The 15,211-nt window shown below is 73.1% G+C and carries 16 protein-coding genes; 11 read left to right on the top strand and 5 right to left on the bottom strand.

Annotated elements, in window-relative coordinates:
• Window positions 1–102 precede the first annotated feature (102 nt).
• The 8 genes from OHA99_RS34090 to OHA99_RS34055 all read left to right on the top strand — a co-directional run bounded on the left by OHA99_RS34090 (window position 103) and on the right by OHA99_RS34055 (window position 9,211).
• Window positions 103–495 carry an STAS domain-containing protein gene (locus tag OHA99_RS34090; protein ID WP_007446567.1) on the top strand — a complete coding sequence of 131 codons (393 nt, stop codon included), beginning with the start codon at window positions 103–105 and terminating at the stop codon, window positions 493–495.
• A gap of 155 nt (window positions 496–650) precedes the next feature.
• Window positions 651–1,550, top strand: a complete 900-nt coding sequence (locus tag OHA99_RS34085) for an STAS domain-containing protein (RefSeq protein WP_153181279.1) — start codon at window positions 651–653, stop codon at window positions 1,548–1,550.
• Window positions 1,547–1,978, top strand: a complete 432-nt coding sequence (locus tag OHA99_RS34080; protein WP_051005889.1) for an STAS domain-containing protein — start codon at window positions 1,547–1,549, stop codon at window positions 1,976–1,978. Before OHA99_RS34085 ends, OHA99_RS34080 begins: the two co-directional genes overlap by 4 nt.
• Window positions 1,978–2,418, top strand: a complete 441-nt coding sequence (locus OHA99_RS34075) for an anti-sigma regulatory factor (RefSeq protein WP_007446573.1) — start codon at window positions 1,978–1,980, stop codon at window positions 2,416–2,418. The genes OHA99_RS34080 and OHA99_RS34075 overlap by 1 nt, the downstream gene beginning before the upstream one ends.
• On the top strand, window positions 2,418–3,482 hold the full coding sequence (locus OHA99_RS34070; RefSeq protein WP_153181278.1) for an ATP-binding SpoIIE family protein phosphatase: 1,065 nt from the start codon (window positions 2,418–2,420) through the stop codon (window positions 3,480–3,482). Before OHA99_RS34075 ends, OHA99_RS34070 begins: the two co-directional genes overlap by 1 nt.
• Window positions 3,479–5,212 carry a PP2C family protein-serine/threonine phosphatase gene (locus OHA99_RS34065; RefSeq protein ID WP_153181277.1) on the top strand — a complete coding sequence of 578 codons (1,734 nt, stop codon included), beginning with the start codon at window positions 3,479–3,481 and terminating at the stop codon, window positions 5,210–5,212. Before OHA99_RS34070 ends, OHA99_RS34065 begins: the two co-directional genes overlap by 4 nt.
• 244 nt (window positions 5,213–5,456) lie before the next feature.
• Window positions 5,457–6,833 carry an NAD(P)/FAD-dependent oxidoreductase gene (locus tag OHA99_RS34060; protein ID WP_194280208.1) on the top strand — a complete coding sequence of 459 codons (1,377 nt, stop codon included), beginning with the start codon at window positions 5,457–5,459 and terminating at the stop codon, window positions 6,831–6,833.
• A gap of 131 nt (window positions 6,834–6,964) precedes the next feature.
• Window positions 6,965–9,211 carry an FUSC family protein gene (locus OHA99_RS34055; protein ID WP_194280207.1) on the top strand — a complete coding sequence of 749 codons (2,247 nt, stop codon included), beginning with the start codon at window positions 6,965–6,967 and terminating at the stop codon, window positions 9,209–9,211.
• A gap of 23 nt (window positions 9,212–9,234) precedes the next feature.
• Here the strand turns inward: OHA99_RS34055 and OHA99_RS34050 are convergent, their stop codons facing one another.
• From OHA99_RS34050 to OHA99_RS34030, 5 genes are all read right to left on the bottom strand, one after another.
• The gene (locus tag OHA99_RS34050; RefSeq protein WP_042825638.1) at window positions 9,235–9,669 is read right to left on the bottom strand and encodes a hypothetical protein; all 435 of its coding nucleotides are present in this window, start codon (window positions 9,667–9,669) and stop codon (window positions 9,235–9,237) included.
• A gap of 28 nt (window positions 9,670–9,697) precedes the next feature.
• On the bottom strand, window positions 9,698–10,531 hold the full coding sequence (locus OHA99_RS34045; RefSeq protein ID WP_165686865.1) for a DUF1206 domain-containing protein: 834 nt from the start codon (window positions 10,529–10,531) through the stop codon (window positions 9,698–9,700).
• 159 nt (window positions 10,532–10,690) lie between these two features.
• Window positions 10,691–10,936: a DUF5133 domain-containing protein gene (locus OHA99_RS34040; protein ID WP_153181274.1), complete on the bottom strand. Its 246-nt coding sequence runs from the start codon at window positions 10,934–10,936 to the stop codon at window positions 10,691–10,693.
• A 56-nt stretch (window positions 10,937–10,992) separates the two neighbouring features.
• The gene (locus tag OHA99_RS34035; RefSeq protein ID WP_153181273.1) at window positions 10,993–11,859 is read right to left on the bottom strand and encodes a SigB/SigF/SigG family RNA polymerase sigma factor; all 867 of its coding nucleotides are present in this window, start codon (window positions 11,857–11,859) and stop codon (window positions 10,993–10,995) included.
• Window positions 11,860–12,045: 186 nt separating this feature from the next.
• Window positions 12,046–12,501 (bottom strand): ATP-binding protein, encoded by a 456-nt coding sequence (locus OHA99_RS34030; RefSeq protein WP_153181272.1) that lies wholly within the window; start codon window positions 12,499–12,501, stop codon window positions 12,046–12,048.
• A 151-nt stretch (window positions 12,502–12,652) separates the two neighbouring features.
• Between OHA99_RS34030 and OHA99_RS34025 the strand changes: the two genes are divergently transcribed.
• The 3 genes from OHA99_RS34025 (at window position 12,653) to OHA99_RS34015 (ending at window position 15,204) form a co-directional block, all read left to right on the top strand.
• On the top strand, window positions 12,653–12,868 hold the full coding sequence (locus OHA99_RS34025; protein ID WP_366473259.1) for a hypothetical protein: 216 nt from the start codon (window positions 12,653–12,655) through the stop codon (window positions 12,866–12,868).
• A gap of 48 nt (window positions 12,869–12,916) precedes the next feature.
• Window positions 12,917–14,395, top strand: a complete 1,479-nt coding sequence (locus OHA99_RS34020) for an aminotransferase class I/II-fold pyridoxal phosphate-dependent enzyme (protein WP_405698657.1) — start codon at window positions 12,917–12,919, stop codon at window positions 14,393–14,395.
• Between the two features lie 353 nt (window positions 14,396–14,748).
• Window positions 14,749–15,204 (top strand): cyclic nucleotide-binding domain-containing protein, encoded by a 456-nt coding sequence (locus OHA99_RS34015; RefSeq protein ID WP_153181270.1) that lies wholly within the window; start codon window positions 14,749–14,751, stop codon window positions 15,202–15,204.
• The last annotated feature ends 7 nt before the right edge of the window (window positions 15,205–15,211 follow it).

The raw sequence follows: 15,211 nt of genomic DNA, 5'->3' as shown, positions 1-15,211 counted from the left end.
GGGGTCCCGGCCGGCAGGTGTGGAGTCGGGATTCGGGGGTATCCGCCCGGCGCGGTGGGCCACACGACGGCCCGCCGCGCCGCCGCGTTGTTGGAGGTACACGTGCCCATAGCCCAGAACCCGCTGTCCGTCGAGGTGACGCTGCCGCGGGAGGATGTCGCGCTGCTCAAGGTGGAGGGTTACCTGGACGTCGACACGGCGACCGAGTTCCAGCACCACCTGGCCAACCAACTCCACCACGGCCGCAGGCACTTCCTGCTGGATCTGTCGGAGGTCCCGTTCATGGACTCGTCCGGCATGAACATCATCCTGCGCGTCTACCAGGAGGCCCGCGATCTGCCGGGCAGTGTGCACATCATCTCGCCGGCCCCGGCGGTGCTGCGCGTCCTGGACCTGACGGGGGTGAGCATCACGGTGCCGGTCTCCGGGAGCGTCGACGAGGCGCTGGCCCGCGTCGACGCGCACCCGGAGGGTCCGCGGGTGCCCGACGCCTGAGCAGGCCGCCCCGCGTCTCCTCCGAGCCCGTCGTACGGAAGCAGGTGTCGTGCGAGGTCGGCGGGTGGATACAGTTGTCGCCCGGCAGAGTCACGTCGCCGGCACGCCGTCCCGTGGGGGCGGGTGCGGCGCAACGCGGATGAGGAGTGGGACAGGTGCCGGAGCAGGCCGAGGGAACCGCGGGAGCGCCGACGCGCGAGGTCAGGGACTTTCTGCGGCGTCGTGGTGAGCAGATCGCCCAGCGGTGGGCGGACGAGCCCTTGTTCCGGGCGGTGTTCACCGTCTCGCGCGACGAGGCGGTCGAGGCGGGCAAGGCCGTCGTGGACGCGCTGGCGCAAGTGGCGGACGCGGCGCGGGCGGAGGACCCGGACGCCGCCGGATTCACGGCGGTGCGCGAGCAGTTGGCGCGGATGGGCGCGGCCCGCTCGCGCGCCGGGCTGAGCACCGCCCAGGTGTCGAGCGAGCTGGCCGCGCTGCGTCCGCCCGTCGAGAACCTCCTCGTGGCCGATCTGCCGGAGGATGCCGCGGTCGAACACGTGCGGTCCTGTGTCACCACACTGAACGTGCTGATGGGCACGCTGCGGGTCGTGGTCATGCAGACGGCGCTGAGCGAGGGGCAGGAGCTCATCGACCGCCAGCGGCTTCAGCTGCTCGAGGTGGCCACGCCGGTCATCAAGCTGTGGGACGGCATCGTGGCCGTGCCGCTGATCGGCACGCTGGACAGCGCGCGCAGCCAGGTGGTGATGGAGACCCTGCTGGAGTCCATCGTCGAGCAGCAGGCGCGCTACGCGATCCTCGACATCACCGGCGTTCCGACCGTGGACTCGCTGGTGGCGCAGCACCTGATGAAGACGGTCGCAGCGGCCCGGCTGATGGGCGCCGAGTGCATCGTCTCCGGCATCCGGCCCGCGATCGCGCAGACCATGGTCCACCTGGGCCTGGACCTCGGCACGGTGGTCACCCGGGCGAGCCTCGCCGACGCGCTGGGATACGTGCTGCACCAGCTCGGGGTCGGCATCACCACGCCCGGCACGAACGGTTCGGTCGCACGGTGAGCCAGGGGTTTCCCGGGGCCCAGGGGGCTCCGGTGACAGGGCATGTTCCGGTGCTCCGGCTCGGTGAGGTCCTTCTGGTCACGCTTCAGGGCGATCTGCACGACAGCACCGCGCAGCAGCTCCAGGAGGACCTCGCCGAGACGATCGTGCGCAGCGGTGCCACGGGCGTGATCATCGACGTCTCCGGCGTGGAGATCGTCGACTCCTTTCTCGGCCGGATCCTGGCCGAGATCGCCGGACAGACCGGCCTGCTGGCCGCGCGGACCGTGCTGGTCGGCATGCGTCCGGCGGTCGCCATCACGCTGGTCGAGCTGGGCCTGACGCTGCCGGGCGTGCACACCGCGCTCAGTACCGAGGTGGCCATGGAGGTTCTCAGGCAGCAGGCCCCGTCGTCCCGCTTCGGCGGACTCGGCCAGGAGCGTTTGTGATGCACACTGCCGCGGGCTCCCAGGCCCGCCTGCCGATCCGTTCGGACATGGATCTGGTGTGGGTGCGACAGCATGTGCGGCAGGCGGCCGCCCAGCTCGGCTTCGGCCTGGTGGACCAGACCAAGCTGGTCACGGCGGCCAGTGAACTGGCCCGCAACACGCTCGTGTACGGCGGTGGCGGCACCATGGAGACGGAGCCGCTCGTCGAGGGCACCACGCACGGGCTGCGGCTGACCTTCAGCGACGAGGGGCCCGGCATCCCGGACCTGGAGCAGGCGCTCAGCGACGGCTTCACCTCCGGCGGCGGTCTGGGCATGGGGCTGGGCGGTGCCCGGCGTCTGGTGCACGAGTTCGGGATCGAGAGCACGCCGGGCGCCGGGACGACGGTGCGGGTGACGTCCTGGGTGGGCCGGCCGCCCCGCCCGCGTGAGGAGTCCTGATGCCCCGCGTGTGGGACGTACCGGTGCACGACTCGACCCGGGTGCGCGACGCCCGGGTGGCCGCGGAGCACGCGGCGGCCCTGGCCGGTCTCGACGAGCAGCGGACCTCGACGGCGGCACTGGTGGCGACCGAGCTGGCCACCAACCTGCTCAAGCACGCCGGGGGCGGCCGGGTCGTCGTCGACGTGGTGGCCCCGCCCGTCCTCGCGGCCGGCCGGAGCACGGCGCCGCGGGTGCAGATCGCCACGGTCGACCACGGCCCCGGGATCGCCGACGTGTCCGCCGCGCTGCGTGACGGCTTCACCACCACGGGCTCCCTCGGTGCGGGGCTCGGCACCTGTGCGCGCCTCGCCGACGACTTCGACCTGCACAGCGTCCCCGGCCGGGGCACGGTCGTCGTCGCCCGGGTGGGCCCGGTGCCCGAGATCCGCGCCTTCGATCCCGGACCGGCGGGCCGGCTGCGGGCCGGCGCGGTGAACGTCCCGTTCGGCGGCGCCGAGTACTCGGGCGACGCCTGGGCCTGGGTCCGGGACGGGGACCTCGTCACGCTGATGCTGGCCGACGGTCTCGGTCACGGCCCGGAGGCGGCCCATGCCTCGACCGCCGCCGTGGAGGCGCTGCGGGGCTCGGCCCACCTGGCGCCGGCCGAAGTGGTACGGCGGCTCGACCGGGCGCTGTCCGGCACCCGCGGCGCGGCCGTCGCGGTGGCCCAGGTCGACACGCGGGCGTCGGTGCTCAGGTTCACCGGTGTCGGCAACATCGGGGCGCGGCTGTGCGAGGGCGGCACCTGGCGGCATCTGGTGTCGCGCCCCGGCATCGTCGGCACCCACCGGCCCACCACGCTGCGCGAGGAGGAGTCGGCCTGGGCGGACGACCGGGTGCTGGTCCTGCACAGCGACGGTCTGCCGAGCCGGTGGTCGCCGACGTCCGACACGTGCCGCACCTCGGCCGACCCGGCGGTGACCGCCGCCGTGACGATCCGTGACGCCAGCAGCCCGGCCCGGCCCGTGCGGGACGACACCGCCGTCGCCGTGCTGGCCCCGACCCCGCCGGATGGCCCATGACCCGAACCTGGCAGATCAGCGACGTCACCGACGCGGCCCTGGCGCGCATCGCCACCGCGCGGCTGGCGACGGCCTGCGGCGTGCCGCCCGTGGAGCGGACGCGGCTGACGGCCTCGCTCGGCGCACAGCTGCGACTGTGCCTGACCAAGGGCGGCACCTGGCGGCTCACCCTGGAGACCGGCCCCGACTCCCGCCCGGCCGCGGGAGCCGGGGGGCAGGTGCTGCACGCCGTGGTGACGCCGTCGCCCGAGGCGGCCGCCGCCGGGCAGCCGCCGTGGCGGGTCACGGTGCCGTGCCCGGAAGCGGCGCCGGACGTCCGCACCGACGGCGTGGTGGACGACCCGGCGGAGCTGGCTCAGGCCCTGCTGGGGGCCGACGAGGACACGGCGCTGGTCCTGGAGCGGCTCACCGAGCAGGAGGACCTGGTCGACTTCCACCGGGAGGAGTTGCAGCAGACGAACCAGGGCGTGGTGGCGCTGCACGCCGAACTGGACGCCGCCGGACGGGCCCAGCGCGAGGCGTTCGCCGCCGAGCGCAAGGCGCGTACCGAGGCGGAGAACGCCCGGCGCAGGCTGACCTTCCTGGCCGACGCGAGCGCGGTGCTGACGGCGTCGCTGGACCATCACGAGATCGTGCGCCGGCTGCCGGAGCTGCTGGTGCCGGAGTACGCGGCGAGCGTGGACATCTGGCTGTTCGACCAGGACGGCGACCGGCCGGGCCCCGCCCACGCGGCCGCCGCGGTGGTCGCCGCCCGCACCGGACGGCCGCAGTACGCCGCCGCGCACCCCGGCGGGCTGCCCGGCGTCGACGACCAGCCGCCCTCGGCACTGGCCCCGGAGCGGCCCCTGCTGTGCATCCCGCTGCCGACGCGGCAGGCACCGCTGGGTGTGGTGACCCTGTCCCCGCCCGGGGAGCGCTGGGACCCGGACGACGCCGTCATGCTGGTCGAGCTGACCCGGCGGGCCAGCATCGCGATCGACCACGCCCAGCGCTACCAGCACAACCGTGACATCGCCGAGACGCTGCAACGGGCCCTGCTGACCGAGTTGCCGGCCCCGCCCGGACTCACGCTGGCCGCGCGCTATCTGCCGGCCACCCACGGGCTGAACATCGGCGGCGACTGGTACGACGCCTTCCGGCAGCCGGACGGCGGTGTCATCGCCGTGGTCGGGGACGTCACCGGGCACGGGCTGCGGGCGGCGGTGATGATGAGTCAGCTGCGCACCGCCCTGCGCGCCTACGCGGTGGACGGCGGCAGCCCCGGGCAGTTGCTGACCCGTCTGCACACCTTCCTGCACCACCTCCAGCCCGACCTGTTCGCCACCGCCGTCATCGCGCGCTTCCACCCCGACGACCCGAGCGTGACCTGGGCGGCGGCCGGACATCCGCCGCCGGTGCTGCGTACCCCGGACGGACGGGTCCGCACCCTGGACGCGAAGCCCGGTGCGATGCTCGGCATCCCGATGCGGCAGGAGATCGCGGACCACACGGTGCCCATGGCGCCCGGTTCGACGCTCGCGCTGTACACGGACGGTCTGGTGGAGCGCCGCGCCCGCGGCATAGACCCGGGCATCGCGCGGCTGGCGCAGGCGCTCGGGTCGTTCGGACCGGCCGAGCTGGACGCCGATCTGGAGGGTTCGGCGGAGGGGATCCTGCGTCCGATGCTCAGCGACTCCGAACGCGACGACGACGTGTGTCTCCTGCTGTGTCACCTGCGCGGTCGCGACTGACACCGCACCGTCTTCACGCGGTTCGCTCCCGCCCGGTGCGTTCCCGGGCGGGGCGGGGCATGGTGGTGACCGGGCCATGTCCCCTGCCCGCACCGGGCCGTGTCGCCTGCCTGCCGCACCCGGCTGGCCGAAGCGGTCCGGGCACGGTGACATGGGGCGAGGTGACATCGGCGAGGTGCGAAGAGGCGATCCTCGGGCAGGCGAATGGCGTTCGCGGCGGACCGCCCCGGAGCCGCAGGAAGGGATGAACACCGTGACACGACCCAGGATCCTGGTGGTCGGCGCAGGTTTCGCCGGCGTGGAGTGCGTCCGTCGTCTGGAACGCAGGCTCTCGCCGAGCGAGGCCGAGATCACTCTGGTGACCCCGTTCTCCTACCAGCTCTATCTGCCGTTGCTGCCGCACGTCGCCGCCGGGGTGCTCACCCCCCAGTCGATCGCGCTCTCGTTGCGCCGCAGCAGCAGGTACCGGACCCGGATCATCCCGGGCGGCGCCATCGGCGTGGACCTCAAGGCGAAGGTCTGCGTGGTGCGCACCATCACCGACCGGATCGTCAACGAGCCCTACGACTACATCGTGCTGGCGCCCGGCAGCATCACCCGCACCTTCGACATCCCGGGACTCACCGACCACGCGTTCGGCATGAAGACGCTCGCGGAGGCCGCGTACGTCCGCGACCACGTCATCTCCCAGCTGGACCTCGCCGACGCCAGCGAGGACCCCGTGGAGCGCGCCTCCCGGCTCCAGTTCGTGGTGGTGGGCGGCGGCTACGCGGGCACCGAGACCGCGGCGTGTCTCCAGCGGCTGACGCACGCGGCGGTCAAGCGCTACACGCGGCTGGACCCGGCCCTGATCAAGTGGCACCTGATCGACATCGCGCCGAAGCTGATGCCGGAACTGGGCGAGCAGCTGGGCCGGGACGCGCAGCGGATCCTCACGCGGCGCGGCATCGAGATCTCCCTGGGTGTGTCCATCGCCAAGGCCGGGGAGGAGGAGGTCACCTTCACGGACGGCCGGGTGGTGCCCACCCGCACGCTGATCTGGACGGCGGGCGTGGTCGCGAGCCCGCTGATCGCGACGCTCGGCGCGGAGACGGTCAAGGGACGGCTCGCGGTCACCGCGGAGATGTGCCTGCCGGACCACGACGGAGTGTTCGCGCTCGGCGACTCCGCGGCCGTGCCCGACCTCACCAAGGGCCAGGAGGGTGCCGTCTGCCCGCCCACCGCGCAGCACGCGATGCGGCAGGGCCGGCACGTCGCCGAGAACCTCATCGCCACGCTGCGCAACCAGCCGATGCGGCCGTACGTGCACAAGGACCTCGGTCTCGTCGTCGACCTCGGCGGCGCCGACGCGGTCTCCAAGCCGCTCGGCGTCGAGCTGAAGGGCCTGCCCGCGCAGGCGGTGGCCCGCGGGTACCACTGGTCGGCGCTGCGCACGGGTGTGGCCAAGGCGCGGGTGGCGGCCGACTGGGCGCTGAACGCGATCGCGGGGGACGATTTCGTACGCACCGGTTTCCAGGCCCGCAAGCCGGCCAAGCTCAAGGACTTCGAGTACACCGACGCCTATCTGACGCCGGAACAGGTGCGGGAGCGGGTGGAGGGGGCGGACCGGGCGGAGTTGTGACCGCGGTCGCCCCCGCGGCCCGTGCCGGACCGGGGCATGACATGCTGAGAAGTGGATCTCGGCGTGAACCGGCCGGGACATGGCTGGAACCGGCTGTGAGGGCCGGCTGAATCGGGAGAGTGTTCGGCGGCGTGAAGGCAGCGGGACGCCCGGCGCGGACACGGCTGCGCGACCGCGTCGCCGCGTCCGACCCCGGGCTGTTGCGGCTGACGGCGGGCTTGCGGACGGTCGGCGCCATCGCGCTGACGCTGGGTGTGCTCGCCCTGTCCGGCGTGGACGTCAAGCATCTGGTGGCGGGCGCCATGACGGCGATGGTCGCGACCTTCGCCATCCGGGAGAAGGAACCGGGTCCGCAGGCCGTCACGCTGGCGCTCGGCCTGCCCGTCGCCCTGGCCTCGGTCTCGCTGAGCACCCTGCTCGCCTCACGGGTCGTCATCGGGGACGCCTTCTTCGTCGTCCTCATCTTCTGCGCGGTCTTCGTCCGCCGGTTCGGCGACCGGGGCACGGCCCTCGGGCTGATCGGCTTCCAGGTCTACTTCGTGTCGCTGTTCGTCGGCGGGAAGGTGTCCGGGCTGCCGGGGCTGTGGGCCGCCGTCGCGGTGGCGTTCGCGTCCAGCGCGGTGGTGCGTTTCGGGGTGGTCCCGGCGACGCCGGCGCGCATCCTGGGCCTGCTGCGGCAGGCGTTCCGGGCCCGGCTGGCCCAGCTGATCGCCACGCAGATCGAGTTGCTGGACGCCGGTCCCGACGCCATCGACAAGACGCTGGAGCGGCTGCGCGACGGCACCGCGCGCCTGCACGAGACGGCCCTTCTGATCCAGTCGCGGCTGGAGGAGGGCACGCCCGACGCGTCCACGGCACGCCTGGTGCAGCGGCGCATCGCGGACGCCGAGATCGCCGCCGAGCGACTCGGTCTGCTGCTGCTGACCGCGCGCAGCGCCGAGCGGGCGGACACCCTGACCCTGCACCTGCCGGGCGCGCCCGCCCCCACCGTGGGCCATTCGCCGGCACCCGGCGAGGCCACGGAGACGCTGCGCCGCGATCTCACGGCGCTGCGCGCCCTGGTGCTGCGCCCGCCCGCCGAGGCACGCGGCACCGCGCTGTCCCATCTGCGCAACCGGCTGCTCGGCTACCGGGACGAGGAGAACCTGCCCGAGGCGACCGCCGCCGTCCAGGACGTGTTCCGCGGCATCGGCGAGACGGCGCGCGCGGTCATGGGTCTCAGGATCGCGCTGGACGGACCGCAGGACGAGTCCGACGACTCACCGGCCACCGCCAGGTCCCGTGAGGAGCTGGACGCCGAGGACGCGGCCATCGACGCCGGTGAGGAGGCGGCGCCGGAGGAGGAGCAGACCGGGCTGCGGCGGCCCACCACGCGCGCCGCGGTGCAGGTGGCCGTGGGATCGTCGCTGGCCATCGCCGGCGGGGAGCTGCTGTCCACGCAGCGCTGGTACTGGGCGGTGCTCACCTGCTGGATCGTCTTCATCAACACCGCTTCCACCGGTGAGATCCTGGTCAAGGGCTACCGTCGGCTGCTGGGCACCGTGCTGGGCGTGGTGGCGGGCATCGTGCTGGCCGGTCTGGTCGGCAACCACACCTGGACGGCGTTCGGCCTGGTGCTGGTGCTGATCTTCGCGATGTTCTACACGGCGCCGCTGTCCTACACGCTGATGTCGTTCTTCGTCACCGCGATGCTCGGGCTGCTGTACACGTTGCTGCACACCTACAGCATGTCGGTGCTGCTGCTGCGGGTGGAGGAGACGGCGCTCGGCGCGGCCTGCGGGATCGTGGCGGCGGCGCTGGTGCTGCCGATCCGCACCGACCGGCGTACGAACGAACTGCTCGGCACGGTCCTGGAACGGCTCACCGACGTGACGGAGGGTGCCGTCGACCAGCTCAGCGGCGGCCCGGAGGCCGATCTGCTGGACACGGCGCGGGAGCTGGACCAGGCGCTCGGCGATCTGCGCGCCGCCACCCAGCCGCTGACCCACCCGATCACGCCGCTGCGGGCCCGGCGCGACACGGCCCAGTACGTGGTGGCGCTGCTGGAGACCTGTGCCTATCACGCGCGGTCGCTGGCGGCGACGGCCGAACTGCTGCCCACCCATCCGTCGATCGCGGCCGACCCGCGGCTGCGCGGCGCGGTGCGGCGCACGGTGCGCAACATCGAGGCGATCGCCGCCAAGGTCGCCGACGACGGCGCGGGGACGGAGGTGGAGACCGGACCGAGCATCGCCTCGCTGCTGGAGCCGGACGCCGCCGGAGTGCCGCGGTACGGCCGCATCACGGGCCGGGTGCTGCGGCACCTGGAGCGGCTGGACGAGGCAGTGGTCGGCCTCGCCCGGCCGCTGGGTGTGCCCGTCAGGGCGCCGCAGCGGTGACGGTCCCACCCGGGTGGTGAGGGTCAGAAGTCGCTGGGCAGGCCACTGGCCTCGGCGATGCCGCGCAGTTCCTCGTTCTGCTGGTGGCGTTCCTTGAGGTAGTCGGCGATCTCGCCGAGGCGCTCGGGGTCGGAGGCGGTGGCCGCGTCGGTGACGACCCGGACCGGGCCGGTCTCGTCGGTGTCGATCTCGACGACCTCGTTGTCGAGACGTCCGGTGACGGCGGTGGCGATGACCAGTGCGGCCTCGTCCCTGATCTCCTGGGGCAGCGCCTCGGCGTTGTCCCCGTCCAGGGAGAAGTCGATGGTCGGCATCTGCTGCTCGTCGATCGCCTGGAGGACCGGTTCCACCACGCTGAGCAGCAGCTGGTAGTCGTCGTTCGGCATGCGAACGCGCAGGAGGTCGAGGTAGACGTCCACGGGACGTCCGTCCGGCGGAGGAATCTCGTGTTCGTTCATTCGCCCCGTGTTCCCCGTGCCGGGCCGCTCAGACCCTCCGCCAGCGGGCGAGGGTGAAGGAGAACACGCCGAACAGCACCAGACCGGCGGCGACCAGGGCCAGCAGCCAGGGGCCGAGAGGGGTGTCGGCGAAGGAGCGGAGGGTGTCGTCCAGTCCCTTGACCCGGTCGGGTTGGTAGTCGACTGCGGCCCGTACCGCGAAGGCGCCCGCACCGGCGAAGACGAGGCCGCGAGCCACCCCGCCGCCGACGCCGGTGACGTCGACCAGCCGCCGGACACGGGGGCTCAGCGCGCCGAGCTTCAGCTTCTTGTGATAGCTGCGGCGCACCGCCTGTACGCCGATCACGGCTCCGGCGACGACGATCGCGACGCCCGCGACACCCACCAGCCACCGGCCGGCGGGTATCTCCATCACCCTGGCCGTGACGTCCCGGGACTGCCGGTCGCTGGAGCCGCTGCCGCCGGCGCCGGCCGCGAAGGCCAGTACGGAGTAGGCGACGAACGCGTAGAACACGCAGCGGGCGGCGGCGGGCAGACGCTTGCGCGCCGTGTGGCCGTCCTTGCCGGTGACGCCGAAGAGCGCCTCGGACAGCCGCCACAGCGCCATGCCGACGAGCCCGGCGCCGAGCGCCCAGAGCAGCACGGCCCCGAACGGCTTGTCCGACAGCTCGGCCAGGGCGCCGCCCCGGTCCGCCTGCCGGTTTCCGGTGCCGAAGGCGATCTGCAGGGCCAGGATGCCGACCAGCAGGTAGATGACGCCGCGGGCGGTGAGCCCGGCCCGGGCGGCACCCTCGGCCGCCGACCCGTTCGCGGCCCGCCGGGCGCGCCCTCGTCCGGTGACTGCCAGGACACGTGCGTTCATGTGAATCCCCTCCCGGAGTCCGGATGCCCCGGCTTCCTGTGCGCACACCGTGCGGTCGTCGGCGTACGGCTGTCGACGTGCGGCTGCCCGTACACCGTCGGGCGGGTACGGGCAGTCGTGGCATCGCGCCCCTGATCGTCCTTGTCCGTGCGTTCCTCGTCAGTCCGCCACGCCGGCGGGCGCGGCGGACTGCGCGGGAGCCGGCTCCAGCGCGTCGGCCAGCTGGCGCCGGGCGGCGTCCAGGGCCCGCGTCACGTCCCGCGTACCGGTCGACACGCACAGCGTGTAGGCCAGGTCCCGGGTCCGCGGGCCCGGCTCGCCCGTCGCGCCCGCGGCCTCGTCCACCGCGGCCGCCTCGTACTCCTCCAGGAGCCTGCGCAGTACCTCGGGGTGTGGCATCAGCATCCGTCTCGTCCCTCCCTGGTCCCCCGGCCCGTCCGGCGTGTCGTCCGTCCGGCTCCTCACGTGCGCACCGCGTGGCCGGGGCGGGTGGCCCGCTCCCCCATCGCCTCGTCGCGCACGCGGGCGCAGCTGCGGCTGATCAGCCGCGAGACGTGCATCTGCGAGATGCCCAGGCAGTCCGCGATCCGGCTCTGCGTCATGTCCTCGAAGAAGCGCATGTAGAGAATGGCGCGCTCACGTTCGGGCAGCCTGCGCAGGCCCTCCTTGGCGGACTCCCGGTCGATCACGGTGTCGTACGAGGCGTCGGCGGCGCCGAGGGTGTCCGCGAGGCTGTAGCCGTCGTCGCCGGCCGACAGTTCGGCGTCCAGCGACAGGGTGCTGAAGCTCTCCAGCGCCTCCATGCCGGCGCCGACCTCTTCCTCGGTCAGCCCGGTGTGGGCGGCGAGGGCGGCCACCGAGGGTTCGGGACTGCCCGGGCTCTGGACGAGTTCCCGGCGGGCGACGCGCACCTTGTTGCGCAGTTCCTGGACCCGGCGGGGCACCCGCAGGGCCCACATCCGGTCGCGGAAGTGGCGCTTGACCTCGCCGGTGATGGTGGGGACGGCGTAGCTCTCGAAGGCTCCCCGGCCGGGGTCGAAGCGGTCGATGGCCTTGACCAGGCCGAGCGCCGCCACCTGGCGGAGGTCCTCGAGGGATTCGCCGCGGTCCCGGAACCGTCCGGCGATCCGGTGGGCCATGGGGAGCCAGGCCGTGACCAGTTCGTCGCGCACGGCGTCCCGTTCGGGCCCGTCGGCCAGTCCGGCCAGCCGGCCGAAGAGCGCCATGGTGTCGGGGGCGTCGTCGTGCCGCCGGCGGGCCGGGGCTGCGGAGGAATCGGCGGTGGGGTGGGGGGTACCGGGACGGATGGTGGGCGTTTCTATGAGCATGCGGATTCGCTCCTGAACGGTGGTCTCAGGGGACTTTCCGCGGGAACGGCGCTGTCCGGGGTGGCCCCGGCACAGCCGGAGTGTCCGAAACAGCCGTACCGCTCCCGCTGCTGCGCCTCCGGTCCGAAGCACGAATCTGCGACTGCCCCTGCCCCGGTGGAACAAACTCCGCTCTTCCAAAAGTCATCAGGACAGCGGAACGACGACGGTGATGCACTTGCCGCCCGAGGGAAGATCTGCCACGCGCACCTCGCGGGCCAGCCGGCAGACGATCGGCCAGCCCCGCCCACCCAGGCGCCGGTGGCCGCGGTCGTCGGTGGGCGGCACGGCCACCGGGAGGTCGTGGCTGCGGTCGCACACCGACAGCAGCACGCCCGGGTGCGCTCCGGGTCCCACGACGTCGACCTGGAAATCGGTGATGCCGCCGCCGTGCAGGATGGCGTTGGTGGTCAGTTCCGAGGCCACCAGCACGGCGTCCGACAGGGCGCGCACGTCGCAGGACGCCGCGCCGTGGAGACCGCGGCACTCGGTGACGGCGTGTTCGACCGCCTTGCGCGCGTCGGCGGGCCTGCACGGCCGGCACCGGTGGTGCGGGTCCGTGCCGCGCCGTTCGACGGGTCGGGTCGTGTCCCTCTCGCTCATCCGTCGGCTCCCTGGTAGGTCCGGTTCGGTTCGCCGGCGTGCGCGCCGTGCGGCCCCGTCACTGTCGGCTGACCTCTGCCGGTACCGGCAAACCTTCGGTCCTCCTTGCGGCCCAAGGGATCCGGGCGCCCTGCGGGGGTACGCGAAGTGCATGACGGATGTTGTGGACTCGGACGAACTGCTGCGCCGCATGCACCGGGCGAGGGCCTGTGCCCTGGAGGAGGGACGCAACTGGCGGGCGCGCAGCGAGGAGCTGCGGCCGACCGACCCGGAGGGCTCGCGGGAGGCCGCCGTACGGACGCTGGCGTACGAGGCCGTCCTGCGGGTGCTCGACGAGGTGCTGACCCCGGGCCGGAACGCGCGGTGAGGGACCTCGGGACAGATTGACGGACCGCCGGAAGGGAAACCGGGCGGCATGACAGCCGATCACCGCCGCGCACCGGTCCTGGAAGCCCTCGTCGAGTACCGCCGCGAGGGGCGGCTGGCGTTCACGCCGCCCGGGCACAAGCAGGCGCGCGGCGCGGACCCGGCGGTGCGCGAGGTGCTGGGCGACGCGGTGTTCCACGGCGACGTGCTGGCGACGGCCGGGCTGGACGACCGGCTCACCCGGGGGCGGGTGCTGCAACGCGCCCAGGAGCTGATGGCGGACGCCGTCCACGCCGATCACACGTTCTTCTCGACGTGCGGGAGCTCCCTGTCGGTGAAGGCGGCGATGCTGGCCGTCGCGGGGCCGCACGAGAAGCTGCTGATCGGCCGGGACGCCCACAAGTCCGTGGTCTCGGGGCTGATCCTTTCCGGCATCGAACCGGTCTGGGTCGAACCGCGGTGGGACGCCGAGCGCCATCTGGCCCATCCGCCGTCCGCGGAGGCGTTCGAGGAGGCGTTCACCGCCCATCCCGACGCCAAGGGCGCCCTGGTGACGAGCCCGACGCCGTGCGGCGCGAGCGCCGATCTGCGGGCCGTGGCCGAGGTATGCCACCGGCGTTCGGTGCCGCTGATCGTCGACGAGGCGTGGGGCGCGCATCTGCCCTTCCACCCCGACCTGCCGTCCTGGGCGATGGACGCGGGCGCCGACATCTGTGTGACCAGCATCCACAAGATGGGCAGCGGTCTGGAGCAGGGCTCCGTGTTCCATCTGCGCGGCGACCTGGTGCAGCCGAAGCTCCTCGGGATGCGCGCCGACCTGCTGAGCACCACCAGCCCCTCGGTACTGATCTTCGCCGGTCTGGACGGCTGGCGCCGCCAGATGGCACTCGGCGGCCAGGAGCTGATGGGCGGGGCGCTGCGGCTGGCGGCCGACGTGCGGGCGGCGATCGAGGAGATCGACGGGATGCACGTCAACGACCGCGACGACTTCTGCGGCCCCGGCAGGGCCCACGGCTTCGATCCGCTGCCGGTCGTCATCGACCTCGACGGGCTCGGCATCCCCGGTTTCCAGGCGGCGGACTGGCTGCGCGAGCACCGCGGCGTGGTCGCCCACATCACCGACCACCGCCGTATCGGCGCGCAGATCACCCACGGCGACGACCGGGAGACCGCGGACGAACTGCTCACCGCCCTCAAGGACCTGGCCCGCGCCGCCGGCGGCCTGGAGCCCGCGCCGCGTGTCGAGGTGCCGTCCCCGGCCCGGCTGCGGATGCCGCAGGTGGTCCTGCCGAGGGACGCCTTCTTCGGGCCCACCGAGGACGTGCCCCTGGACCGGGCCGCGGGCAGGGTCGCGGCGGAGATGATCACGCCGTATCCGCCGGGCATTCCGGCCGTGCTGCCGGGTGAGCGGCTGGCCGAGCCGGTCCTGCGCTATCTGCGCAGCGGTCTGGAGGCCGGGATGTACCTGCCGGACCCGACCGATCCGGCACTGGAGACGATCCGGGTGGTCGCGGAGCGTGACGAGTGAGGAGCGGGCCGGGGCGGGCGAGTGAGGAGCGGGCCAGGGGCGGACGAGTGAAACGGGTCACTCGCCCCGGTACCGGTTTCGCGGAACACCCGGAGATGGTTTAGCGTTCATCCAAGTGGCGACGGAGTCGACCGAAATGTCCTCCGCGGTCACCGCTTACGGCCCTGGCCGGCCTCCCCCGTCCGGCCAGGGCATTTTCATGCTCTTCGCACGCCCTCGCCCCCTCGTTCCCGGTTCTCGCACGGAATCCGTACGGGATTCGCCGTCCGCCGAGGTGCTCAGGGCGCCGGCAGCGACTGAAATGGGCATAGGGAAAGCCCCGGAACCGAATCGCCGGCGAGGAGCCCCGTGCCATGACCAAAGCGATCAAACTCCTGAACGCCCTGCCCCTCCCCCAGCGCGCGCGGCTGATGGAGCTGGCCCAGGAGGTCTCCTTCCCGGAGGACGACCGGATCTTCGAGGCGGGAGGCAGGGCGGACCGCTTCTGGGTCATCCGCTCCGGCGCGGTCTCCCTGACCCAGCGGGTGACGTCCCTGCAGCGGGTCACGGTCGCCAGTCTCGGGGTGGGCGACCTGCTCGGCTGGTCCTGGCTGTTCCCGCCCTACGAGTGGGACTTCGGCGCCGAGGCGTTCAGCCCGGTGCGTGCCTACGAGTTCGAGGCGGACGCGGTGCTCGACCTGTGCGAGCGGGACCCGCAGCTGGGCATCGTGCTGGTGCGCTCGGTCGCGGAGATCCTCGCGCACCGGCTGGAGAACACCAGGGGCCGGCTCATGGAGCACTACGCGCTGCACGGCCGCGGCGCCCTGTGAGGCGCGG

It is taken from the genome of Streptomyces coelicoflavus (assembly GCF_045041415.1).
GTDB lineage: Bacteria > Actinomycetota > Actinomycetes > Streptomycetales > Streptomycetaceae > Streptomyces > Streptomyces coelicoflavus.
This window is presented reverse-complemented; position numbering and strand designations above follow the sequence as displayed.